The 22,260-nt window shown below is 68.2% G+C and carries 16 protein-coding genes and 1 pseudogene; 4 read left to right on the forward strand and 13 right to left on the reverse strand.

From position 1 onward, the window contains the following. Nucleotides 1-146: 146 nt before the first annotated feature. Both FA89_RS04170 and FA89_RS20820 read left to right on the forward strand, forming a co-directional pair. Nucleotides 147-1,490, forward strand: a complete 1,344-nt coding sequence (locus tag FA89_RS04170; RefSeq protein WP_036138490.1) for an MFS transporter — start codon at nt 147-149, stop codon at nt 1,488-1,490. A 65-nt stretch (nt 1,491-1,555) separates the two neighbouring features. Then, nucleotides 1,556-2,617 (forward strand): bifunctional transcriptional activator/DNA repair enzyme AdaA, encoded by a 1,062-nt coding sequence (locus FA89_RS20820; RefSeq protein ID WP_036138493.1) that lies wholly within the window; start codon nt 1,556-1,558, stop codon nt 2,615-2,617. Here the strand turns inward: FA89_RS20820 and FA89_RS04180 are convergent. From FA89_RS04180 to FA89_RS04195, 4 genes are all read right to left on the reverse strand, one after another. Then, a complete protein-coding gene (locus FA89_RS04180; protein WP_036138496.1) occupies nt 2,607-3,152 on the reverse strand; it encodes a DUF2058 domain-containing protein in 546 nt (181 codons plus the stop codon). The genes FA89_RS20820 and FA89_RS04180 overlap by 11 nt on opposite strands. An 81-nt stretch (nt 3,153-3,233) precedes the next feature. Continuing rightward, complete coding sequence (locus FA89_RS04185) at nt 3,234-3,452, reverse strand: hypothetical protein (RefSeq protein WP_185754219.1); 219 nt, start codon at nt 3,450-3,452, stop codon at nt 3,234-3,236. A 269-nt stretch (nt 3,453-3,721) separates the two neighbouring features. Beyond that, nucleotides 3,722-4,267: a fimbrial protein gene (locus tag FA89_RS04190; RefSeq protein ID WP_036138500.1), complete on the reverse strand. Its 546-nt coding sequence runs from the start codon at nt 4,265-4,267 to the stop codon at nt 3,722-3,724. Between the two features lie 254 nt (nt 4,268-4,521). Beyond that, the gene (locus tag FA89_RS04195) at nt 4,522-5,916 is read right to left on the reverse strand and encodes a sugar porter family MFS transporter (RefSeq protein WP_036138503.1); all 1,395 of its coding nucleotides are present in this window, start codon (nt 5,914-5,916) and stop codon (nt 4,522-4,524) included. A gap of 167 nt (nt 5,917-6,083) precedes the next feature. Between FA89_RS04195 and FA89_RS04200 the strand changes: the two genes are divergently transcribed. Continuing rightward, nucleotides 6,084-6,908 carry a helix-turn-helix domain-containing protein gene (locus FA89_RS04200; protein WP_081916335.1) on the forward strand — a complete coding sequence of 275 codons (825 nt, stop codon included), beginning with the start codon at nt 6,084-6,086 and terminating at the stop codon, nt 6,906-6,908. Nucleotides 6,909-6,927: 19 nt separating this feature from the next. Here FA89_RS04200 and FA89_RS20920 read toward each other — a convergent pair whose 3' ends face one another. The 4 genes and pseudogenes from FA89_RS20920 to FA89_RS04215 all read right to left on the reverse strand — a co-directional run bounded on the left by FA89_RS20920 (nt 6,928) and on the right by FA89_RS04215 (nt 16,805). Next, entirely contained in the window at nt 6,928-7,491 is a 564-nt protein-coding gene (locus FA89_RS20920; RefSeq protein ID WP_255349644.1) for a methyl-accepting chemotaxis protein, read from the reverse strand. Next, nucleotides 7,471-8,229, reverse strand: a pseudogene (locus tag FA89_RS20925) (PAS domain-containing protein); the annotation flags it as partial. The pseudogene FA89_RS20925 and the gene FA89_RS20920, both read right to left, overlap by 21 nt. Nucleotides 8,230-8,355: 126 nt before the next feature. After that, nucleotides 8,356-10,722 (reverse strand): penicillin-binding protein 1C, encoded by a 2,367-nt coding sequence (pbpC, locus tag FA89_RS04210; RefSeq protein ID WP_051938516.1) that lies wholly within the window; start codon nt 10,720-10,722, stop codon nt 8,356-8,358. Between the two features lie 47 nt (nt 10,723-10,769). Continuing rightward, entirely contained in the window at nt 10,770-16,805 is a 6,036-nt protein-coding gene (locus FA89_RS04215; RefSeq protein ID WP_036138505.1) for an alpha-2-macroglobulin family protein, read from the reverse strand. Between the two features lie 434 nt (nt 16,806-17,239). Here FA89_RS04215 and FA89_RS04220 point away from each other — a divergent pair, with 434 nt between their 5' ends. Next, complete coding sequence (locus FA89_RS04220; RefSeq protein ID WP_051938517.1) at nt 17,240-18,235, forward strand: sensor histidine kinase; 996 nt, start codon at nt 17,240-17,242, stop codon at nt 18,233-18,235. On the opposite strand, the gene FA89_RS04225 is transcribed toward FA89_RS04220, so the two are convergent. From FA89_RS04225 to modB, 5 genes are read right to left on the reverse strand one after another with little or no spacing between them, the layout of a single operon-like run. Then, complete coding sequence (locus FA89_RS04225) at nt 18,225-18,701, reverse strand: T6SS immunity protein Tdi1 domain-containing protein (RefSeq protein ID WP_036138507.1); 477 nt, start codon at nt 18,699-18,701, stop codon at nt 18,225-18,227. The genes FA89_RS04220 and FA89_RS04225 overlap by 11 nt on opposite strands. 54 nt (nt 18,702-18,755) lie before the next feature. Further along, nucleotides 18,756-19,907, reverse strand: coding sequence for a serine hydrolase domain-containing protein (locus FA89_RS04230; protein ID WP_036138510.1), 1,152 nt, complete (start codon nt 19,905-19,907; stop codon nt 18,756-18,758). Beyond that, nucleotides 19,904-20,851, reverse strand: coding sequence for a lysylphosphatidylglycerol synthase transmembrane domain-containing protein (locus FA89_RS04235; protein WP_036138513.1), 948 nt, complete (start codon nt 20,849-20,851; stop codon nt 19,904-19,906). Before FA89_RS04235 ends, FA89_RS04230 begins: the two co-directional genes overlap by 4 nt. A gap of 4 nt (nt 20,852-20,855) precedes the next feature. Beyond that, nucleotides 20,856-21,587 carry an ABC transporter ATP-binding protein gene (locus tag FA89_RS04240; RefSeq protein ID WP_051938519.1) on the reverse strand — a complete coding sequence of 244 codons (732 nt, stop codon included), beginning with the start codon at nt 21,585-21,587 and terminating at the stop codon, nt 20,856-20,858. Continuing rightward, nucleotides 21,584-22,258 (reverse strand): molybdate ABC transporter permease subunit, encoded by a 675-nt coding sequence (gene modB / locus FA89_RS04245; RefSeq protein WP_036138516.1) that lies wholly within the window; start codon nt 22,256-22,258, stop codon nt 21,584-21,586. The genes FA89_RS04240 and modB overlap by 4 nt, the downstream gene beginning before the upstream one ends. Nucleotides 22,259-22,260: the final 2 nt, after the last annotated feature.

The following is a 22,260-nucleotide window of genomic DNA, read 5'->3' on the forward strand; positions in this document are numbered from 1 at the left end:
TTAAAATTTACGCTCAACAGGCCGCCAAGGCCATAGGACACATTGTCCCATGGCGCCAGGTCGACGTCCCGTGGTGCCCGTTCGACGCGCCATTGACCTTCCGCTTCGCTATGCTGTAGCCAACTATCCACCCGGGCCGAGCCAGGATGACCACCATTTCGCATGCGCACGAGGGCGCCGCGGGCGCCGAGCAGGACGTCCGCCGCCAACACCAGACCAGCCACGCCCCGGTCGCCCCGGGCGAAATCGCGGTCGGCGTGGTTATCGGCCGGGCCTCGGAATACTTCGACTTCTTCACGTACGGCATCGCGTCCGTGCTCGTGTTCCCGTCGGTGTTCTTTCCGTTCCTCAGCCCGCTGGACGGCATCCTGCTGGCCTTCACGATTTTTTCATTCGCCTTTATCGCGCGGCCTATCGGCACTACCCTGTTCATGGCCATCCAGCGCACCTGGAGCCGCAGCACCAAGCTGACGGTCGCGCTGTTCCTGCTGGGCACGTCCACGGTCAGCATCGCCTTCCTGCCGGCCAATACGAATGGCGGCTACACGGTCATCGTGATCCTGTCACTGCTGCGGTTCCTGCAGGGCATCGCGCTGGGCGGCTCGTGGGACGGCCTGCCGTCCCTGCTGTCGCTCAATGCACCCAAGGAAAAACGCGGTTGGTACGCCATGCTGGGCCAGCTGGGCGCGCCGGTCGGCTTCCTGATCGCGGGCTCGCTGTTCCTGTTCCTGCACACCCAGCTGTCCCGTGAGGATTTCCTCGGCTGGGGCTGGCGTTACCCGTTCTTCGTGGCATTCGCCATCAACGTGGTGGCCCTGTTCGCCCGCCTGCGCCTGGTGGTCACCGAGGAATACACCCAGCTGCTCGAAGAGGGCCAGCTGGAGCCGATCGGCATCATCGAGATGTTCCAGGCCCAGGGCTACAACCTGTTCATCGGCGCCTTCGCCGCCCTGGCCAGCTATGCCCTGTTCCACATCGTGACGATCTTCCCCCTGTCGTGGATCACGCTGAACCGCTCGCAGGACATCAACAACGTCCTGGTCGTGCAGATCGTAGGCGCCTTCCTGGCCGTGCTGGCCACGGTGGCCTCGGGCGTGCTGGCCGACAAGTTCGGCCGTCGCAACACGCTGGGCACCATGGCGGTGTTGATCGGCCTGTTCGCCATCGCCTCGCCCTGGCTGCTGGGTGGCGGCAAGGTGGCCCAGGACGCCTTCCTCCTGATCGGCTTCGCCCTGCTGGGCCTGTCGTACGGCCAGGCCGCAGGTACGGTGACCGCCAACTTCGCCAAGCGCTTCCGCTATACCGGCGCGGCCCTGACGTCCGATTTCGCCTGGTTGTTCGGTGCGGCTTTTGCCCCGCTGGTGGCACTGGGCCTGTCGATGCGCTTCGGCCTGGCCGCGGTCAGCGTCTACCTGCTGTCCGGCGCCGCCTGCACGCTGCTGGCGCTGCGCATCAACCGCTCGCTGGAAACCGACCGCAACAAGGCCTGACAGGAAGCAAATCCCCGCCCGATTCGCGTGGGCGGGGCCCGCCGGGGTGGCTTACCCTGTGCCGCATGCTCTTCGACCTGCCCGACCGCGACACCCTCTACCGCGCCTTGCTGGAACGCGACCCCGCCTATGACGGCCATGTGTTCGTCGGGGTCACCAGCACGGGCGTGTTCTGCCGGCTGACCTGCCCGGCACGCAAGCCACTGCTCGAAAACACCCGTTTCTACGATTCGGTACCCGCCTGCTTCGAGGCGGGCTTCCGGCCGTGCCTCCGTTGCCGGCCACTGGACCCCGTGGGCCAGCGGGAGCCGATCGTCTCGGCCCTGCTCCGGCGCCTGGAAGACGAGCCCGAGCGGATCTGGGCCGAGGGCGATCTGGTCCAACTGGGCTACGACCCCTCGACCGTCCGCCGCGCATTCAAGCGCCACCTCGGCCTCACCTTCCTCGACATGGCCCGCCTGCGGCGCGCCGGGCGGGGCATGGACCGGCTCGCCACCGGCGCCAGCGTCATCGACGCCCAGCAGTTTGCCGGCTACGGGTCCGGCAGCGGCTTCCGCGAGGCCATCGTGCGCCTGCTGGGCGAGGTGCCGGTGGCACTGCGCGGCAGGGAGCTGCTCCGGGCCGACTGGATCGAGTCACCGATCGGCACGATGCTGGCGGTGGCGGACGCCCACGCCCTGCACCTGCTGGAGTTCTTCGACCGTACCGCGCTGCCCACCGAACTGAAGAAGCTGCGCGAGGCGACCCGGTCATCGATCACGTTCGGACGCACCCCGGTGATCGACCGCATCGAAGCCGAACTGCGGGACTATTTCGAGGGCCGGCGGCTGGCCTTCGACACACCGCTGGCCCGTCACGGCTCCGCCTTCACGAAGGCCGTATGGGATGCCTTGGTCGCGATTCCGCCCGGAAGTACCCGGAGCTATGGCGACATCGCGCACGCCGCGGGCCGCCATACGGCCGTGCGTGCGGTTGCCCGGGCCAACGGGGCCAACCAGCTCGCCATCGTGATCCCGTGCCACCGGGTGATCGGCGCCGATGGCGCGCTGACCGGCTACGGCGGTGGGCTATGGCGGAAGGACTGGCTGCTGCGGCATGAGCGGAAGGTGGTGGGGGTCACCAGATGAGATCGTCCGGCACGACGAACTGCTTGTAGTAGTCGTCGTCATCGTCACTGGTCGGCAGCGGATCGCCTTCCTTGCGGCCGTGATCGAGCACGATCATGTCCGTGGCACGGGCATGGATCTTGTCGGCGGGCAGGCGCGGGATGAGCTCGTAGCCATCGCCGGCCCGCGCGATCACCAGGCTGCCGGAGGCAAGCTGCGCACGCAGCGCCTCGTTGACGAAGATGCTGGCGATCTTCTCGCCATCGTTGAAGCGATAGGCGATATCGCCCTCGCGCCTGACCCGGGTCGTCTCGATGATCTGCCGGACCTGCGCGCGGATCTCCCTGGCGCGGGCCTCGGCGTTGCGCTCGGCAGCGAGGGCCCGATCGCGCTCGGCACGCTCGGCCTGGAGCCGGCGAACGTCCACCTGGTCGGCGGTATCCGGTGCCGGCGCCTTGCCCTGGCGCGCCTTGGCCTGTTCGCGCGCGACCTTGGCCAGCTTGTCCTTCTTGACGAGGCCGGCCTTGAGTAGCTGTTCCTGGAGCGGATTGGGCATGGCGGTGGTTTCGTACGTGCGGGGCGTCGATTCTAGCGCCGAAGACCCGCACCGGGGCCGGCGGGCTGCCGCCCCGCCGGCTCAGTTGAAATCCACCTGCACCACGATGGGGCGCCGGAACGCACCGCCGCGCACGGTCGGGCCGGTTTCGCGCAGGCGCACGTTGAAGTCGTAGGAACGTCCCGTACCCAGCGCGTTGGCCGGGAACGGCACACCCGGCCGGATCGTCGTCCGGGTGTCGTCGCTGGCCAGTTCCAGGCCCACGTTGCGAGGGCCACTGAGCGAGAAGAGTTCGCTCACCGTCGGGTCCGCGTCCGCGGCCCTTCCGAACGTGAACGAGGCGACCAGGCCGACCGGTTCGGCGCATTCCTGCACCACCAGGTGAAAGGCTAGATATAGCGCGTGGCATTCATGACCACCCCCGCGGAGGCGGGTACGGCGGCGACCAGCAGCAGCGCCAGCAGCGCGCGCGCCATCCCCGCGACATTCCGTTTCGTTGCTTCCATGACGGGCGTTCCTTCGGGTGAGCCGTTCGACCGCCGGGCGTGCCCGGCGGTCGAGTTCCTTGCTTACTGTTCGTAGCGGATCGTGTAGGTCACCGAACTGTTGGCGCCGCCGGCCACGACGGTGCCTGTGCGCTCGTAGGACGCCGAATAGGCCAGCACGGCCTGGTTGTCGGAAACGGTTTCCTTCACCCCGTCCTGGGTGTCGCTCCAGATGTCGATGGCCTTGCCGTTCTTGTCGAACAGGCGGACCTGCACACCCGACGCGCCACCGCTGGTCTTCAGGGCGCCGGTGAGGGGATCGACCGTGGAACCGGTGTCGTAGGTGGCCCACACCCGGGTGCCGTTGGCGCAGGTGGTCTCGCCGGCCTTGCCGATGTAGATGCGGTAGCCGGTGTTGCCCGTGGTGGTGCCCACGTCACCGAAATCGGCCGCGTTCACCGAGCCGATGTTCACGGTGAAGTCGGGGCCGCTGCCCGGCGCACCACCGTCGACGCTGCAGGTGACGTTGGTGATGGCGCCGGTGAAGGTGATGGTGCCGGTGGAGGCGAAAGCCGATGGCGCGGCAAGCCCGGCGATCAGCAGCGCGGAAGCGATAGCTTTGAGGTTCATCCGATTAACCCTTTGTATGACTTGAGAAACGGCCCCGGAGGGTCGTCGGCAGGAGGAGACACGGGTCACCCCCGCGCATCACGCAGCCGAGCTCGACTACGCGAGCGCAACGAGAATTCTGTACGAATCCCCCGCCCAGCCATATGGAATAAACCTCAAAAATCGGAGTTTTTTCCTACCCCCTTCTCAGCTATCAAGCCCTCAATTGATCTGATTTCTCATTACAAGTGGCCTTGAAGTGCGCTGCTGCTCACTCAGCCGCCAATCTTGCGTAGCGGTTTGCCACTCATCAGGTTGCGTTCGATCTGTTCCAGCGTCACGCCCTTGGTCTCGGGAATCAGGAAGAACGTGACCGCGATGAACACCGCGTTGAGCGCGGCGTACAGCCAGAAGGTCGGCGCATTGCCGATGCCGCTGAGCAACGACAGGAACGTCGCGCCGACGATCATATTGGTCACCCAGTTGGTGAAGGTGGACGCGGCGATGCCGAAATCGCGTCCCTGCAACGGCTGCACCTCCGAACAGAGCGTCCAGATCAGCGGCCCGGCGGACATGGCGAAGCCCACGATGAACAGCAGGAGCATGCCAACGGTGAAGAATTGCTCGCCGCGGGAATGGATGCCCAGGCTCATCATCGTGCCGACCACACCCAGGCCCACGGCCATGATGGTGAAGCCCGCATAGAGAATGGGCTTGCGACCCAGGCGGTCGACGAAGGCGAACGCGATCAGGGTGGCCAGCACGTTGGTCAGACCCACGGCGGCGGTGAACCACATCTGCGCCTGGGTGTCGTAGCCCATGTCCTTGAAGATGCGCGGCGCGTAGTACATCACCACGTTCATGCCGGTGAACTGCTGGACGGCCTGCAGCAGCACGCCCAGGCCGACCGAGCGGCGGAAGTTGGGGTTCTGCCCGAACATGCTCCAGCCGTGCTGGCGGGTTTTCAGCTGCTCGTCGATATCGGCGATCTCCTTCCGGACCACCGCCGCGTCCCCGCGCAGCTTCGCCAGCACGGCCTGCGCGTCCTCGCGGCGGCCACGCATCAGCAGCCAGCGCGGGCTGTCAGGCAGGAAGAACAGCCCGATGAGGAACAGCACGCCCGGTGCGGCGATGATCCCCAGCATCCAGCGCCAGTTGCCGCTGGCACTGAAGGCGGTGTCGGAGAGGAAGGCCAGCAGGATGCCGGTGGTGATCATCAACTGGTAGGTCGAGATCATGGCGCCGCGCACCTTCTCCGGCGCCACCTCGGCCAGGTACAGCGGTGCGGTGAAGGTCGCCACGCCGATGGCGATGCCCAGGACGAAACGTGCCACGATCAGGATCTGGGGCGACCAGGCCACCGCACAGAACAGCGAGCCGGCAATGAAGACGACGCCGGCGACGATCAGCGAGCGCTTGCGACCCAGCGATGCCGACATCCAGCCCGCACCCAGCGCGCCGATCGCCGCGCCGCCCATCATCGAACTCACGATCCACTCGATCATGTGGTCGTTGACCTTGAAGTCCGCCTGGATGAACTGGGTGGCACCGGATATCACGCCGATGTCCAGGCCGAACATCAGCCCGGCCAACGCCGCCAGGATGCAGGTGGTGACGATCGCCGCCCGGGGGTGGGCAGCGGCGGCCTGTCGTTCGAGCGGGGCATCCATGGGTGGGCATCCTTCGGTGAGGGAGAAAGGGCGACCGCATTGGATGCCTAGACATGTGTTCGAGTGGTGTGCAGCGCGTGCGGCCGGGGTGACGACCAGCCCCCCAGGTGCGGTGCGATGCGAGGTGCGGTGCAGGCTGTGTTAGTTTGGGCCGTGAAGACTGCGCGATGGCTACCTTGACCGACCGAATTCCCAACGAGTCCCCTGACGATCCCACCGTGACGACGCGCGATGCGGCCGAGTTGCTGGGGGTGTCCGTCAGCACCGCTCAGAAGTGGATCGAGGGGGGCGCGCTGCCCTCGTGGAAGACGCCCGGCGGCCATCGCCGGATGCGGCGCAGCGCCGTGCTGGCGTTACTGGAAGAACGCATGGCGCCCCCGGGCGAGTCGCCCGCCACGCTGCCGGACGAACTGCGCCCCGCGCGGCATCCGGATTACCCGGTACACGCCGACGAGGCCCGGCGACTGCGTTCGCTCGCCCGCTCCGGGCTGCTGGACACCCCGCCGGATGCCGCCTTCGACCGCATCACCTGGCTGGCCAGTCGGCTCGTGGGAGCGCCCACCGCAGCCATCGCATTGCTCACCTCGCGTCGGCAGTGGTTCAAGTCCCGCCAGGGCCTGGACGTGGAAGAAACCCCGCGCGGATGGGCGATCTGCAGCCACGCGGTGCTCGGCAACGGGCTGTTGCTGGTCGAGGATGCGCGTCGGGACGAGCGCTTTCGCAGCAATCCCCTCGTCCTGGGCGCGCCGCATATCCGCTTCTACGCGGGGCAGCCCCTGCGCGGTCCGGATGGGCAGGTGCTGGGCACCCTGTGCGTGTTCGGTAACGAACCGCGGGGTCTGAGCATCATCCAGGCGGATGGCCTGCGTGCCCTGGCGGCCCTGGCCGAGGACGAGATCCGACTGCACATGATCGAACAGGGCCGGCGCTGGCAGAGCCCATCCACGTCGAGCGATACCCTGCCCCCGCCGAACGATACCCCGCCCGACTGACGCCGCCTGGTCGCACGCGTCAGGCCAGTTCGGCGACCGCGCGACGGACGTTGTCGATACCGCCGGCCTGCTGCGTGGTCGCCACGGCCACGTCGGACACGCGTTCCAGCAACGTGCCCACGGAGGTCAGGATGTCGCGCATGGCCGCGCCTGCCTCGCCACTGCGGGCGCTGCCCTCACGGACACGCTCCAGCGTGCCGTCGATCAGCTCACGGATATCGCGTGCCGACTCGGCACTGCGCTGCGAGAGCATGCGCACCTCGTTCGCCACCACGGCGAAACCCTTGCCGTGGATACCCGAACGCGCCGCCTCGATGGAGGCGTTCAGCGCGAGGATATTGGTCTGGAAAGCGATGTCGTCGATCATCGCGACGATCTCCGAGATATCACGCGCGCCGGCCTGTATCGCGGACATCGTGGCGATGACCGCATCCACCATGGCGCCGCCGTCCACCGCCGAGCGACTGGCCGCGTTGGCCAGGTTGTTGGTCGCGCGGGCCTGCGCCGCGATCGCCGGCACGGTGTCGGCCAGTTCCGCCAGCGAGGCGTGCAGGGTGCGCGAGGCACGCGTCTGCGCGGTCACGTCCGTGGCGTACTTGACGACCTTGAACGGGCGCCCGGACATGTCGAAGATCGGGTTGTAGCTGCCCTGTATCCACACCTCACGGCCGTGCCGGTCCACGCGGCGGTACAACGCGGAATCGTATTCCCCGCGCCCCAGTTTCTGCCAGAAGGCCAGGTAATCGGCGCCCTCCCGGTCGGCGGCGTCGACGAACATGCGATGGTGCTGGCCGACCACCTCGTCGCGGGCATAGCCCATCGTGGCGAGGAAGTTGTCGTTGGCCTCCAGGACGGTGCCATCCAGCGTGAAGCTGATGACGGCCTGTGCCTTGTCGATCGCCGCCAGCCGGCCTTCCATGTCGGCGGCACGCAGGCGCTGCCGGGTCACGTCGGTGGCGAACTTCACCACCTTGACCGGCCGGCCGAAGGCATTGAGCACCGGGTTGTAGCTGGCCTGTATCCAGACCTCGCGACCGTCCTTGCCGCGGCGTCGATACAGGCCGACGTCGGGTTTGCCGGCCGCCAGCCGGGCCCAGAAGGCGGCGTATTCAGGCGAGGCGACGTCGTCGTCGTCGACGAAGATCCGATGGTGGCGCCCGACGATTTCCGTCGCGTCGGCGTAACCCAGGGCCTCGACGAAGTTGCGGTTGGCATCGAGGATGGTGCCGTCCAGCGCGAACTCGATCACCGCCTGCGTGCGGTCCAGCGCGTCCAGCTTGCCCCGCAACCCCGTGCGTGACTCCCCGACGACCCGGCGCATGCCGGCGAACAAACCGATGGCCATGATGGCGTTATCCCCTGGTGAACTCTCGAACATCCTTATCGACGATCGCGAGGGGCCGCTGAATGCCCACTGCCGGAAACGCACAGCGATTCCGCGGAACGCTTACTCCACCACACCGATACCCAGCTCGCGCGAGTCGGCGCGGCCGCGGTCGTCGACCACGCGCACGAGGAAACGCCCGGTGCGCTCCGGCGCCCACATCAGGCTCTGGCCGCTCGGCACGCTGCCCAGGTAGGCATCGTCGACGAACCAGTACAGCGTGCGCGACGCGCCATCGGCGGTGGCGGTGAAGGCCACCCGCTCGCTGCCCAGGCGCGACACCCGGATCTGGTAGGTGCTGCCTTTCAGCGGCGAGGTGATCTTCGGCGGATCGCCCGCCAGCTGGCCACCGCCCTGACAGTCCGGCAGCGCCGGCGGCGTTCGCCGCGGCATGCCGGCCTGGGCGAACACGCGGGCCAGGTCGGAGGGCCAGTATTCGTAGACGTCGGTGCGTGTGCGCGCCGGATCGTAGGGAGGGCACGCCGGCTTGCCCGTCGCCGTATCCACGACCACGGGCCGGTGCACGGTGCTGAGCCGGATGGGTGATTTGCCGGGAATGAACCAGGTGCTGCCGACCTGCGGGCACCAGGCATTGGGCAGGTCGCCGCTGGCCAGGCATACGGCGACGCGGCGCAGGTTGGGCGGATTGCGCCGCACGGGCTCGACCATGCGCGGGCGCTCGGCGCGCAGCGCATCGGCGATACGGAAGAACAGCGGCGCGGCGGCATCCACGCCGATGAAGGCGGGATTGCCCGCGCCGTCGAAGTTGCCGATCCACACCACCAGGACATAGGGCCCGAAACTGCCGGCCGTCCAGGCATCGCGGAAACTCCACGACGTGCCCGTTTTCCAGTACACCGGCAGGCGCGAGGGCTGCGCGGCCACGGCATCGTCCGGCCGCGGGTTCTGCCGCAGCATATCCATCACCATGAAGCTGGCTTCCTCGCTGAGCACGCGTGTGCCCTGCGTCCGTGGCTGCGCCGCCAGCGTGCGCAACGGCCGCAGTTCGCCGCGGTTGGCCAGCATGGCGTACAGCCCGGACAACTCCTGCATGGTCACTTCGCCGCCGCCGAGTACCAGCGCCAGCCCGTAGTGCTTCTCGCTGGCCATGCGCGAGATGCCGGCGTCGTGCAGGAACTGGTAGAGGTTGGGGCTGGCCAGTCGTGCGGCGATCTGCACGGCGGGGATGTTGCGGCTGCGGATGAGCGCCTGCGTGGCGGTCACCGGTCCCAGGAAATGGCCGTCGAAGTTCTCGGGCGTGTACGGCCCGAACGCGGACGGCACGTCGCGCAGCACCGTCTCCGGATGCAGCAGCCCCTGGTCGAAGCCCAGCGCGTAGATGAACGGCTTGAGCGTGGATCCGGGGGAACGCTTGGCCTGCGTGCCGTTGACCTGGCCCTGGATCGACGCATCCGCGTAGTCGGCCGACCCGACCATGGCCTTGATCCCCATGTCGCGCGTATCGACCAGAAGCGCCGCGGCGTTGCGGATGCCACGCTCGCCGCCGCGCGTGACGTACTGGCGCACCTGCCGTTCCAGGCTGTGCTGCAGGCCGAGGTCCAGCGTGGTCACCACGCGCATGTCGTCGTCGCCGTCGAGCCGGCGCTCGGCCAGCACCTGCTCGACGAAGTGCGGCGCCTCGAACGGCAGGCGCGACAGCGGGCGCAGAGCGAACGGCAGCGCGAACAGCGGCTGCAGTGAGGCATCCGCCGGATGGGTCGCCACCCAGCGTGCGAACAGCCGGTCGCGGGATCGCCGCAAGGCCGTGTCGATCACGGAGGTGCCATCGATCCGGCCCGGCACGCCACGCGAGGGCTCCTGCGGAATCACCGCCAGCGTCAGCGCCTCGGGCAGGGTGAGGCGTGCGGGTGGCTTGCCGAAGTAGGCCAGGCTGGCGGCGCCGACGCCTTCCACGTTGCGGCCATAGGGCGCCGCGTTGAGGTAGGCCTCGAGGATGTCGTGCTTGGAATACTGCAATTCCAGCTGCAGGGCACGGGCCATCTGCACCAACTTGCCGGCGGGGTGGCGCGTGTCCAGGTGCCAGATCAGCCGGGCCAGCTGCATGGTCAGTGTGGAGCCGCCCTGTGGATTGCCGTGGCGCACATAGGTCATCCAGGCGCCACGCGCGATGCCCCACGCGCTCACCCCCGGGTGCCAGCGAAACCAGCGGTCCTCGTGCAGCAGCACGCCGTCGACGAGCTCCGGTGCGATGTCTCGCAGCGGCACCCACAGGCGATAGCGATCGTCGCTGGCCAGGGTCAGCCGCAACAGCCGCCCGTCGGCGTCGTAGACCGCCGTGGACGAGGGCAGCCACGCGCGCAGCGGCTCGTGCGGCCAAAGACGGCAGGTGACCGGCACGGCCGCGACCAGCAGCAACGCCACGAGGACGTTGTGCCAGCCGACCCGGCGCAGCCGGTGCATCAGACGCATGCGGGCGCCGGCTCAGTGAACGCAGCGGCGCACCGCACGCGCACCACTCACGGTTTGGCCGTAACGGTCAGCGTACCGCCGCCGGGTGCCCGCCCCTGGGTACCGCGGTCGTAGAGCGACTCGGCGAACACTGGCGGGATCGTGAACCGGCCGGCGTTGGTCGCCTTGATCCGGTAGACGAATTCCTGCACGTCCGTGCTCGCACTGCCGTACACCACCACGCGATCCTCGCGCACGTCGGCGTAGTCCGGCTTCCACGTGGATTCCGGGTTGCCGATCGGCGAGCGCCACGCCGGCGTGTCATCACCGTCGCCCTCCCCTTCGGCCTGGCCCTCGCCGCTGTCGGCCTCCGTGGCATCGCCGTTATCCGCCGTGTCCGTCGTGTCCTCGTCGGAGGACGGCCCGGGCGCGACGGCATCGGCGGCAACGGCATCGGCGGGTGGCGCGGTCTGCAGCACCGGCTCGAAGCCGCCGGGCAGCAGGTCCACGATGGCGACGTCGTACACCGACGCGTTGGTGGTGGAGCGGATGCGCACATGGACGTCGATCTCATCGCCCGTGGCCAGGCTGTCGATCGCCTTGCCCTTGGTGTCGGTGTAGCTACGGGTGATCTCCAGGCCGTCCTTGCGCGTGTCCGCCGATGGTTTGCGATCGAAGCCCCCCTGCGCCACGCCATACCATGCGGCGTTGTCGCCATCGTTGACCAGGCGAAGGCGCTGTGCCGCGGCCGGCCAGTGCGCATCCAGCAGCACGCCGCGCGGCGTACCGATCGGTGTCACGGTGCCGTTGGCGGCCACCGAACCGATCGACAGCCTGGCGATGTCGCCACCGGTTTCCTTCGCCCAGGCATCGAGCGCCAGGATGATCATGCCGGAGGACAGCGTGTTGTAGTGGCCCTTGGCCAGCGGCCGCACCAGCGCGTCGAGGGTTTCCGGCGGCAGCGACTTCGCCTGATCCGGGAAGTGCTTGGCCAGCAGGTACAACACCGTGGCGTCGCGGACCGGGGCGTCGTAATAGTCCGCGTAGCTGTACGCCTCGTCGGCCGGCTTGCGGCCCAGCAGGCGTCGCGGCTGGGCCATCAGGTCGGCGGCGAGCCGGTCCTGGTGCAGCAGCTGGTAGGACGCGGCCAGCCACGCCGCGGCCAGGTCGCCCTTCCACACCTTGGGATACGCCTCTTCCAGGCGCCGTTGCACGGCGGCCAGATCGTTGGTGGTGACGTTGCCCTGGCGCGTGAGCAGGTAGACCGCGTAGGCGCGCTGGCGCATCTGCGCCAGCGTGTCGCCGCTGTCGTCGGCCGCGATCTGCCGCAGCGCGTTGTCCGCGGCGGACAGCATGTCGCGCGGCACGGCCACGCCGCGGTCGGTCGCCTCGATCAGGTAGTGCACGGCGTAGTCGGTGACGAAGGCCTGCGTGTCCGGCGTGGCCGTCCACAGGCCGAAGCCACCCTGCCCGTTCTGGCGGGCGCGCAGCACGTCGAACAACGCAGCCACCGGGTCGGCCGGCGGCGCGGTGTCGCCCTGCATGCGGGCCGGCTTCACGTCGCCGAACTCCGGCCGGTTACCCAGCACCAGCGCCGGCATGGCCGCACTGACGACCTGCTCGGTGCAGTAGTGGGGGAAGTCGACCAGGTAGGCCGCCAAACCGCGGGCCAGCACCACCGGCACGGACGAGAACGCCACGTCGCGACGGGCGTATTCCGCGTGCATGTCTCGCAGCGGCGTGACATCGGCACGGCCGTGCGCATCCACGCGACCGAAGGCGAGGTCGGTGCGCATGGCCGATGCCGGACGCACGGAGAGATCCACCGACTGCTTCGCCGACTTGCCGCTGGCCGCGGCGGTGAAGGTCAGGTTGCCGGAGCCGAGCGTGTCGGTGGCGCGCACGCGGAAGATCGCCACGCCCTCGCGCATCTCGCCCAGGCTCAGCGTCTTCGAGGCGTCGCCGACCAGTTGCAGCTGCGGGCCCGTCTTCAGGGTGACCGCCACCGGCACGGACTTGCCACCCAGGCCCGTGAGGTTGTTGGCTACGCCCACGCTGATCTCGGCTTCGTCGCCGGGTGCCAGCGTGGTCGGGACGTTGGGCGAGAGGACGAAGTCACCGCGGACGGTGGTCGCGCCCTCGACGCTGCCGATGGTTTCCGGCGACACGCTGATCGCCATGACGCGCAACTTGCCGTTGAAGTAATCCGGCACCTTGTAGGTCAGGTCTTTCGCGCCGTCCACATCGACGATGCCCGACCAGTACGCCACCGGTTTGTCGCGCTTGCGCTTGAACGGGTTGAGCTGGCGGCCGATGGCACCGTCCGCGTCACCGCCGGGTGCCGCCATCGTCATCAGCTTCTGGAAGTCCGGGATGATCAGGTCCAGGATCTGCGAGGTGGACACCTCGAGCATGCGCTTGCGGAAGAAATACTGCAGCGGATCGCCCAGCTTGTAGTGGGCCACCTGCAGGATGCCTTCGTCCACGGCGAACACCACCGCACGCGTGGGCCTGGGGGAGGTGACGTGGAAGGTCACGGTGTCGCCCGGTTTCACCAGCGCCGGGGATTCCACCGCGATGGCGTTGCGCCGTGCGTCCATGTTGACCGAGAAGGGCACCACGCCGAATGACAGCGGGCTCATGAAGATCTCGTCGGACGACGGGTCGCGCACGTACTGCACGTTGATGTAACCGTTGCCCTCGAAATCGGCCGGTACGGTAATGTGCTGCACGCTGCTGGTCGCGTCGGCATGGAACCACGCATGCGCGTACACCTTGTCGCGCTCGATGGTGATAAGGCCACTGCCCGCGTACGGGGCACGGATGGCGAGATCCACCGCTTCACCCGGCGCATAGTCCTTCTTCGACAGGGTGAGCTGCAGTTCCGTGTTTCGCTCCAGCGAACGCGACACGTTGCCCTCGCCCGCCACGGACCAGCTCACGCGGTTGACCTCCTTGCCCTGCGCATCCTTGATCACCAGCGCGAAGGTGCCCGGTTTGTCCGTGGGCAGCGGGACATCCAGCCCGGTGGCGGGAATCGCCAGCGGCGTTTCGGAGATCACCGTCTCGCGCGCCTTCGATTCGTACTTGAAGACGCCGGAATCCTGCTTCGTCAACACGGAAACGAAGCGGGTCTCGACGATCGCCTGCTTCAACCCGTTCAGGGCCATCCGCTTCGCCGTGGGATCGATGGCCACCAAGTTGACCGTGCGCGTGGCGTCACGGCTCACGTAATCCAGGTTGTCGACGGCCTTGTAGCCGACCAGCCAGTCGTTGGACGACACCATTCCCTGCGTGGCGGCGGCGACACTGCGACCGCCTTCCGCTTCATAGGCCTTGGCGAGGAAATACAGCTGATAGGTGGCATCGGCGTAGCGCGACAGGTCCAGCGCGAACTCGGCATGGCCCTTGTCGTCGGTCTTGGCGTCGGCCAGCTTTTCCTCGAAGCCCTCCTTGGCCCGGCGGATATCGTAGAAGTGGTAATCCTTGTAGCTGGGGAAGGACGGATAAGCCGGGCGCAGGGTCAGCGAGCCTTCGACGCGACGATCCGCCGCCGGCGTGCCGAACAGGTTCTGCACGTCGACCATCGCCTTCAGCTGCGAGGGCTTGACCCAGCCCTCGGCCACCGCGGTGGAAAGCTTTGCCGAAACCTTCATGCGGTCCGGCTGGAATTCCTTCACCTGCACCGTGGTGCTGCCGATCTGCGAATACGGCTTGCCGTCCTTGGCGATGTAGAGATTGACCGTCCAGTTACCGGTGGGCGAGGTCTCGGCCGTGGTGTGGTCCAGCTCGGCAAAGCCGGCCGCATCCATGGACACCGCCTGCTGCGCCACGGTGGTGCCGCGCGGGTCGACCACCTCGGCGATCAGCGGCATGCCGGCCACGCTGCGCGTCCAGCTGTTGGCGCGCACGATCATGCCGATGTGGAAGAGATCGCCGGGACGGTAGATGCCGCGGTCGGAGAAAAGATAACCGGACAGCTGGCCCTGGCTGTGCGCGTTGGGCTCGCCGCCGATGTCGAAGCGCGAGAAATCCAGGGTGCGGTCATACGTGCTGACCGGCAGGAACGACAGGTCCTCACCCTGGCGCACCACGTACATCGCCGGCGCCTTCTCCTGCGTAAAGCCCTTGAGATTGGCGAAGTGGGCGAGGCCATCCGCGCTGGTGGTCTGGGTGAACAAGGTGCTGCCGTTCCTCGCGATCACCGCCACCGAGGCGCCGCCGACCGGCGCGCCGCTACGAATGGACTGCACGAAGATGTCCTGGCTGCCGTCCATCGACTTCTTGGCGATGACGCCGAGGTCGGTGATGACCACCAGGCGCTCGTCCTTCGGCCAGTCGTAGGGCGCGTGGCTGGCGGCGTCGTCCCTGGCCGCTTCGGCGGCCGCCGCATCGGCATCGGCGCCGGCGTCGCGTGCGGCCGCTTCGCGTGCCGCCTTCACCCGGCGCTCGCGGGCTTCCCTCTCCGCCTTCTCGTCGTAGCCGGACAACTTGAGCAGGAACACGCCACGCTTGCCGGCGGCGAGGTACTGGCCCAGGTCGACCCCTTCATAATGGGCCTTGCCCGGTTCGTCCTGCGGGAAGGACACCTTGCTGACGAAACGCTCGACGATGTCGTCCGGCGTGAAGCCGTACATCTCCGGTTTGGTGTAGCTGCCCTGGTTGAGCGACACCAGGTGCTGCAACTGGTCGGGCAGCACGCGGCCTACCTCGACGCGCATGCCGGGGATATTGCGCGAGACCACGGATATCCGCTTGTCGCCGCTGAGCGACAGCAGCGAGCCGTCTGCCATGAAACGCAGCAGGCGCGGGTAATCGGGCACGGTCAGCAGTTGCGCCTGCGGTGCGGCCATGAGGTAACCGCCGAACGCGCTCATGCCCTTGTCCACGCGCACGTAGATGCGCTGGCCGGGCTGGGCGTGGTAGCGGAAGCTCTGCGTCGCCGACCAGTCGGTCTCCGTCGGCACGATGTCGGGCTTGAGCGCGGTGAAACCGCGCAGGTCGGCCTCACCGATATGCGACACGTCACCGTACTTGTCGTCGTCGGGCACCAGCCAGGCATGCAGGCGCTTGCCCAGTTCGGCATCGCTCACCGGGCCGCCGAAGTTCATCACCACCACCTGCTCGGGCTCGAAGCGGGCGTTGTCCACCAGCGTGGCCGTCATGTCGTCCAGCTTCAGGCTGTACAGCCCGGGGATGCGTACCGTGGTCTCCAGTGCCTTCTGCGTACCGTCGCCACCACGGCTGCTGCGTGCGCCGTCGTCCAGTGTCAGGCCGACGGAGCCGTCGTCCCGCGGCAGTTGCAGCGGCTGCGAGTGGACGAAGGCGTTGAGGCGGTGCTCGTCGTAGGTCACCGAGAACTTCAGGTCGCTGCCACGCTTCTGGTTTTTCTCGCGCAGGTCGAGGGAAAGGCGCTTCTCGAGCTGGGCCGAATCCACCGGATAGTTGAAACCCAGTTGCACGATGGTCTTCTTGCGCGTGGGGTCCTGCGGGTCCTGGTAGAACTCGCTGTGGACGACGCGCGCGGCGAAGGGCGCGGTGGACACGCTGAAATGGTCGTCGGCCAGTACCGCCTGCGGCGCGAACACCCTGGCCTTGTCGAAGCTGACCTCGATCTTGCGGCCCACGGGCCAGTCGCTGGCCGGCGTGAAGGTCAGCACGCGGTCGCTTTCCCACTTCCACTGGCCGGGCAGTTTCGGGTCCATCGCGATGCCGTCGGTCACCGGCTTGCCCAGCGACTCCAGCCGTGCGGCCGAGCCGGAAAAGGTCACCGTCAGCGGATGGATGGTGGCGGGGACATGCTCGTAGTCGCTGATGACCGGCGCCGGCGCTTCGAACGTGATGCGGTTGGGCTCGGCCGGTTTCGGCCGGTTTTCCCACCAGTGCCAGCCGAACCAGGCCCCGGCCGCGACCACGAGCACGGCGGCGACCGTGGCGGTGAACGCCAGCGGCCGGCTGCGCGCGGCTTGGCCGGTGGCGGGAATCCAACGTGGCGCCGACCAGGCCATGTCGCCGAACACGGGGCGAATCAGGCGGCCGAGCAGCCAGAAGAGGCCACGCACCAGGCGCACGGGCAACATCACGATGAAACGAAGCAGATCCATGGTTCCCTTCCCATCCCTTGCATGAGTGACGGCAGCCCAGCCCGTAACGGCGGATACGCCCCTGCCCGCGCGCCGTGAAGGCGGCACGCCGGGTGTCTTACGTGATCCCTGGTCCATCCTGCGCGTGCCCGATGACACCGCCGCGACCGGATTCTGGCATAACGGCGCCTGCGTTCGGGCGTTTGTCGGGCAACATGCCAATACGGGCAGCGTGGCAATAGGATAATTCTGAAAAAACGAGCGCATTCGTGCGGGCGTGATGATGTTCACGACCAGCGCGTGCGCTCCTATCGTGCGTAAAAGCCTTACGTTATGGTGCCGCCGTCCGCTCGCACATGAGCGGACGGTGCGACTGCACGGATGTCAGCCGGGCCGCCATGGACAATCCGCGCCGGGGGAGCAAGGCGACGCGCGGACAGCGACGGTGAATAACGATGAGCGAGCGCGCCACCCTTCCCTTCGACCGCGCCCGCTGCGCGGACGAGCCGGATTTTTGTGAACTGGCGGAGGTCGCCCCGATCCTGATCCGGCGCACCGGCGCCGATCGCCGCGACGACTGGTTCAATCGCACCTGGCTCGAATTCACCGGTCGCTCGATCGCCGAGGAAGCAGGCAGCGGATGGATCGACGGCATCCACCCCGAAGACAGGGACCGGCACGTCGCCGCTTTTGCCCGAGCCTTCGACGCGTGCGAACCGTATGCACTGGACTACCGGCTGCGTCGGCGCGACGGCAGCTATCGCTGGATCGCCGCGAAGGGTGAGCCCTTCACGCGCCACGGCGTGTTGGCCGGTTACTGGAGCAGCGGCACGGACATCACCGAGCATCGTGATGCACAGCACAGCCAGCGCGTGCTGATCAACGACCTGAACCACCGCATGAAGAACACGCTCACCGTGGTGCAGGCCATAGCCGAGCAGACCTTCCGCGCGGATCGGCCGATGGCCGACGCGATCGCCTGCTTCGGCGGCCGGCTGCGCGCGCTGGCCTCGATGCAGGACCAGTTGGTCACCAACGCATGGGAAACGGTTCCGCTGCGCGACCTCGTCGCCACCACCTGCGCCCCGCTCGACCCCGGCGGCGGGCGCATCCGCCTGGAAGGGCCCTGCCTGGTCGTGGGCGCGGAGATGGCGGTCACCCTGACGATGGCGCTGCACGAGCTGTTGACCAACGCGGTCAAGTACGGCGCGCTGTCCAACCACACGGGCCGGGTCGCGATCACCTGGCGGACATGCGTGGAAGCCGGCGGCCAGCGCCTCCGGCTGGTATGGAAGGAACGAGGCGGCCCGGCCGTGAGTGTCCCCGTCGGGCGCGGCTTCGGCAGCCGCTTCATCGAACGCTGCCTCGGCGGCGAGGCCGGCGATCGCTCCACGCTCTGCTTCGAGGCGGATGGTGTGCGCTGGGCGCTCGACACCGCGCTCAGTGCGTGATGTCGATCTTGACTGCCGTGCCGTCGGGCAGGTCCTGCATCTGTTGCAGGACCGAGCCGGTCAGTTCGAAATGCTCGATGGCCGGCACGGGGTTGAGGTTGTCGACGGTGTACTCGCCCTCGGCGAAGATGGGCAGCGTGACGTAGGTGTAGCACTCGCCTTCGGCGCGCGCCTTGCCAGCCTCCAGCAGCGCTTCGACCAGCGACGGCAGCAGCCATTCGTCCGCGATTTCCTCGCGCAGCAACTGGTTGAAGCCCGGCACGCTCTCGGCCACGCGCTCGAGTTCGGCGGTGCCGGTGTTGAGCCAGAAGATGCCGCCCTCGTCCGCCTCGTAGAACAGGTCGCCCAGGGCGGTGAACAACAGCGGGGTATAGCCGTCGCCGATGCGCCACGCCCAGGATTCGGCCAGTGCGTCGATGGCGTCCTTGTCGGGCGTGCAGATGAGGTCGTTCCAGGTGAGGGCCATGGCATGGGCCTTGCGATCGGTGGGGGACGGCACAGTTTACGCCCCCGGCATGGCTCAGTCGCCCGCCCCCGCGATCACGGCCCTGACGAACGCCGCCCGCGCGAGCGCCTCCGCATCGCTGGTCGCAACGGGCCATGCGGCCAGCTGCACGATGACCAGTTCTCGCGCCGGGTCGACATGGAGCAGTTGGCCGAAGATGCCGATGCCCGCATAGCCGCCGTCATCGTAGGTCCACCATTGGTAGCCGTAGCCCCGACCGGGTGCGCCGATGCCGGCATGCGTCGCCGTGGCGTCCGCCAGCCAGCCGTCGTCCAGCACCTGCCGTCCACCGGCCCTGCCGCCATCGAGGAGGAACTGGCCGAAGCGTGCATAGTCGCCCAGCGTGGCCGACACGCCGGAGCCACCGGCTTCCGTCCCGTCCACGTCGTCCTTCAGCCAGAACGCGTCGCTGGCCATGCCATACGGCTCCCAGACCTTCTCGGCGAGGTACGCGGCCAGTGTCCTGCCGGTGGCACGCGTGACCAGGATGCCGACCAGATCGGTTTCGCCGGTCTTGTAGACCCACTGCTGCCCGGGCGCGAACTGGCGCGGCAGCGCGGACATGTACGAGACCAGCAGGGGCACGCCGGGCTGGCGCGTGCCTTCGTACATGCGCGCGACATCCGAGGCGGGATCGGCGTAGTCCTCGTTCCAGCGCACGCCGGAGGTCATGGTCAGCAACTGGCGCACGGTGACGTCGCGGTACGCGCCCGCGGCCAGTTCCGGGATGTAGCGGATGACCTTGTCGTCCAGGTCGTGGATGGCTCCGTCGTGCAGGGCCGCGCCGACCAGCGTGGCGGTGAACGACTTGGCGACCGAGAACGACGTCCATCGCGTGGCGGGTCCGGCACCCAGGCCGTAGCGCTCCAGGCGCACTTTGCCGTGCTGGACCACCATGATGCCGGCCACGTGGTGGTCGGCCATGTAGCGCTCGAGCGTGGTGCCGTCGGCGAAGCGCGGATGCAGCGGCGTACCGGCAGGCAGTGGATACGGTGTGCCGTGGTGGACGACGTTGCTTGCGTAATGGGTATCCATCGCCCGGAAGGCGGCTTCGCGTTGCGGCTGGTTCCAGAACAGCACGTCGGTGCGGCGGGCATGGGGCACGGCGCACGCCCCGAGGACCAGCAGCAACCCGGCCAGGGCCAGCCGCGGCACACGGCGGGTCATGCCACGCCCCGGGCGCGACGACGACGCACCTCGAAGCCACCCAGCGCCAGCGAGGCGAGGACGAACGGGCCCAGCCCGTAGATGACCCGGTAGGCGAGTAGCGCCGCGAGCACGGTGGCGCGTTGTTCCTGCGGAAATGCCGCCAGGGTCAGTGCCTCGAAGGCGCCGATGCCACCGGGCGTGTTGCTGATGATGCCCGCCAGGATGGCGCCGACGTAGATCGGCGCGAAGTCGAGGAAACTGCCGGCGATGTCGACGGGCAGCAGGAAGTACATGACGGCGATGGCGGCGACCATTTCCAGCGTGCCGATGGCGATCTGCGCACCGGCGGAGCGCGCGGACGGCACCGGGGTGGAGAACTTCCCCACGGTCAGCTCGTCGTGCTTGCCCGCCAGCCAGCGCAGCAGGACGACGAACAGGATCACCAGCGCGACACCCGGCCAACGCCCCCAGCCGTGCGCGATGGATGGTTCGAGCAGCAGCGCGATCGCGGTGACCGAGGCGAAGCCCAGTGCCACCGCGAAGCCGACCAGACCGACCACGCGCGCCACGTCGGCGGCGCCCACCCCGCGTGTGGACAGCATGCGATAGCGCAGCGCCGTGCCCGTGATGGCATGGAAGCCCAGGGCATTGCAGATGGCGTGCGTGGTGGCGCCGGAAAAGATCTTCATCCGCATCGATACCCCGCCCGGCACCACCGTCTCCACGGCGAACACGTCATAGGCGGTGAGGCAGGCCCAGCTGACCAGGGTGGCGCCGATGGACGCCAGGACATGCCAGCGCGGGATACGCTCGAGGGCCGCGCGGATGTCGTGCCAGGACATCCGCGCGATGTAGCGATGCAGCAGGAAGGCGGCCACGCCCACGAACAACGCCGCCAGCAGGTACTTGGCCGCGCGGCGGGTGGCGTGCTCCGGGGGTGGTTCGTTGTGGGTGTGCGTCACCGCGTTACTCTGCCATGGGACGCTGCCCGGGAAAGGCGCCATGATCCCACGACAACGAGGATGGGCGTGACCGACCGACCACACGACCCTCGCGCAGTTCGAAGGTGTCACCGTCCAGCGCCGCCACATCGGCGGGGTCGTGGGTGATGACCACCAGTTGCAGGTCCAGCCGGGCCTGCACGGCCAGCAGTTCGTCGCGCATGCGGCCCCGCAGCGCGGGATCCAGCGCGGCAAACGGCTCGTCCAGCAGCAGGCCCTTCGGTTCGGTGGCCAGCGCGCGGGCCAGCGCCACACGCTGGCGCTGGCCTCCGGAGATCCGCGCCGGGTAGCTGTCGGCCACCCCGGCCAGTTCGAACGCAGCCAGCCAGCGCTCCACGCGCGCATCCGGGCCCCGGCGGGACGGATTGAGCCAGCCGCCACGCAGCCCGAAACCGATGTTCTGTGCCACGGTCAGGTGGGGAAACAACGCGTAGTCCTGGAACACGTAAGCCAGGCCGCGCTGGCGCGGGGGCAGGTTCACGCGGGTGCCGGCATCGAACAGCGTGCGGCCGTCGACACGCACATGACCGGCCTCCGGCACGATCAAACCGGCCATGGCGCGCAGCGTGAGGCTCTTGCCCGCACCGGAAGGACCGAACAGCACGATGCGGCGGTGGTCCGACCGCAGCGCCACGTCCAGCGTGAAGCGACGTTCGTCGGCACACAGCGTCGTGCGCAGTGCCACGTCGACCGTCACGGGCGCATCCGCCGTACGGGGTCCGGGGCGAGCCGGCCGGCGAGCAGCAGCACGGCCACGCAGGTCACTGACGTCACCGCCACCATCAGGGCGGCAGAGCGATCGTCGCCGGCCTGCACGGCGGTATAGATCGCGACGGAAAGCGTCTGCGTGCGCCCCGGCAGGTTGCCCGCGATCATCAGCGTGGCCCCGAATTCACCCAGCGCGCGGGCGAACGCGAGCAGCACGCCGGCGGTGATGCCGCGCGCAGCCAGCGGCAGCGACACGCGGAAGAACACCGCGGCCTCGCGCAGGCCGAGAACGCGGGCGGCGCTTTCCAGTTGCGGATCGACCGCCTCGAAGGCGGCACGGGCGGCCTTGTGCACCAGCGGGAACGCAACCAGCGTGGCGGCGATCACCGCACCTTGCCATGTGAACACCAGATCGATTCCCCGTTCGTGCAGCCACGCGCCCACGCGGCCGCGGCGGCCGAGAAGCACCAGCAGGTAATAGCCGAGTACCGTGGGCGGCAACACCAGCGGCAGGGTCAGCACCGCATCCACGACATCGCGTGCCGGCGAACGCCAGCGGGACAGGCCGAAGGCTACCGCGACGCCGAGCACGAGGTTGATCGCGGTAGCCCACAGCGCCACCTTGAGCGACAGTGCCAGGGGAATCCAGGCGGCTCCCACGT

The sequence above is a fragment of the Luteibacter sp. 9135 genome, from assembly GCF_000745005.1.
Lineage (GTDB): Bacteria > Pseudomonadota > Gammaproteobacteria > Xanthomonadales > Rhodanobacteraceae > Luteibacter.

Bases quoted from the DNA above. Each gene is read 5' to 3' on its own strand.
- FA89_RS04225 (WP_036138507.1), bottom strand. From the start codon at position 18,701: ATGGCCCTCACCTGGAACGACCTCATCTGCACGCCCGACAAGGACGCC.
- FA89_RS20820 (WP_036138493.1), top strand. From the start codon at position 1,556: ATGCTCTTCGACCTGCCCGACCGCGACACCCTCTACCGCGCCTTGCTG.
- pbpC (WP_051938516.1), bottom strand. From the start codon at position 10,722: ATGCGTCTGATGCACCGGCTGCGCCGGGTCGGCTGGCACAACGTCCTC.
- FA89_RS04230 (WP_036138510.1), bottom strand. From the start codon at position 19,907: ATGACCCGCCGTGTGCCGCGGCTGGCCCTGGCCGGGTTGCTGCTGGTC.
- FA89_RS04200 (WP_081916335.1), top strand. From the start codon at position 6,084: ATGGCTACCTTGACCGACCGAATTCCCAACGAGTCCCCTGACGATCCC.
- FA89_RS04170 (WP_036138490.1), top strand. From the start codon at position 147: ATGACCACCATTTCGCATGCGCACGAGGGCGCCGCGGGCGCCGAGCAG.
- FA89_RS04190 (WP_036138500.1), bottom strand. From the start codon at position 4,267: ATGAACCTCAAAGCTATCGCTTCCGCGCTGCTGATCGCCGGGCTTGCC.
- FA89_RS04195 (WP_036138503.1), bottom strand. From the start codon at position 5,916: ATGGATGCCCCGCTCGAACGACAGGCCGCCGCTGCCCACCCCCGGGCG.
- FA89_RS04220 (WP_051938517.1), top strand. From the start codon at position 17,240: ATGAGCGAGCGCGCCACCCTTCCCTTCGACCGCGCCCGCTGCGCGGAC.
- FA89_RS04180 (WP_036138496.1), bottom strand. From the start codon at position 3,152: ATGCCCAATCCGCTCCAGGAACAGCTACTCAAGGCCGGCCTCGTCAAG.
- FA89_RS04215 (WP_036138505.1), bottom strand. From the start codon at position 16,805: ATGGATCTGCTTCGTTTCATCGTGATGTTGCCCGTGCGCCTGGTGCGT.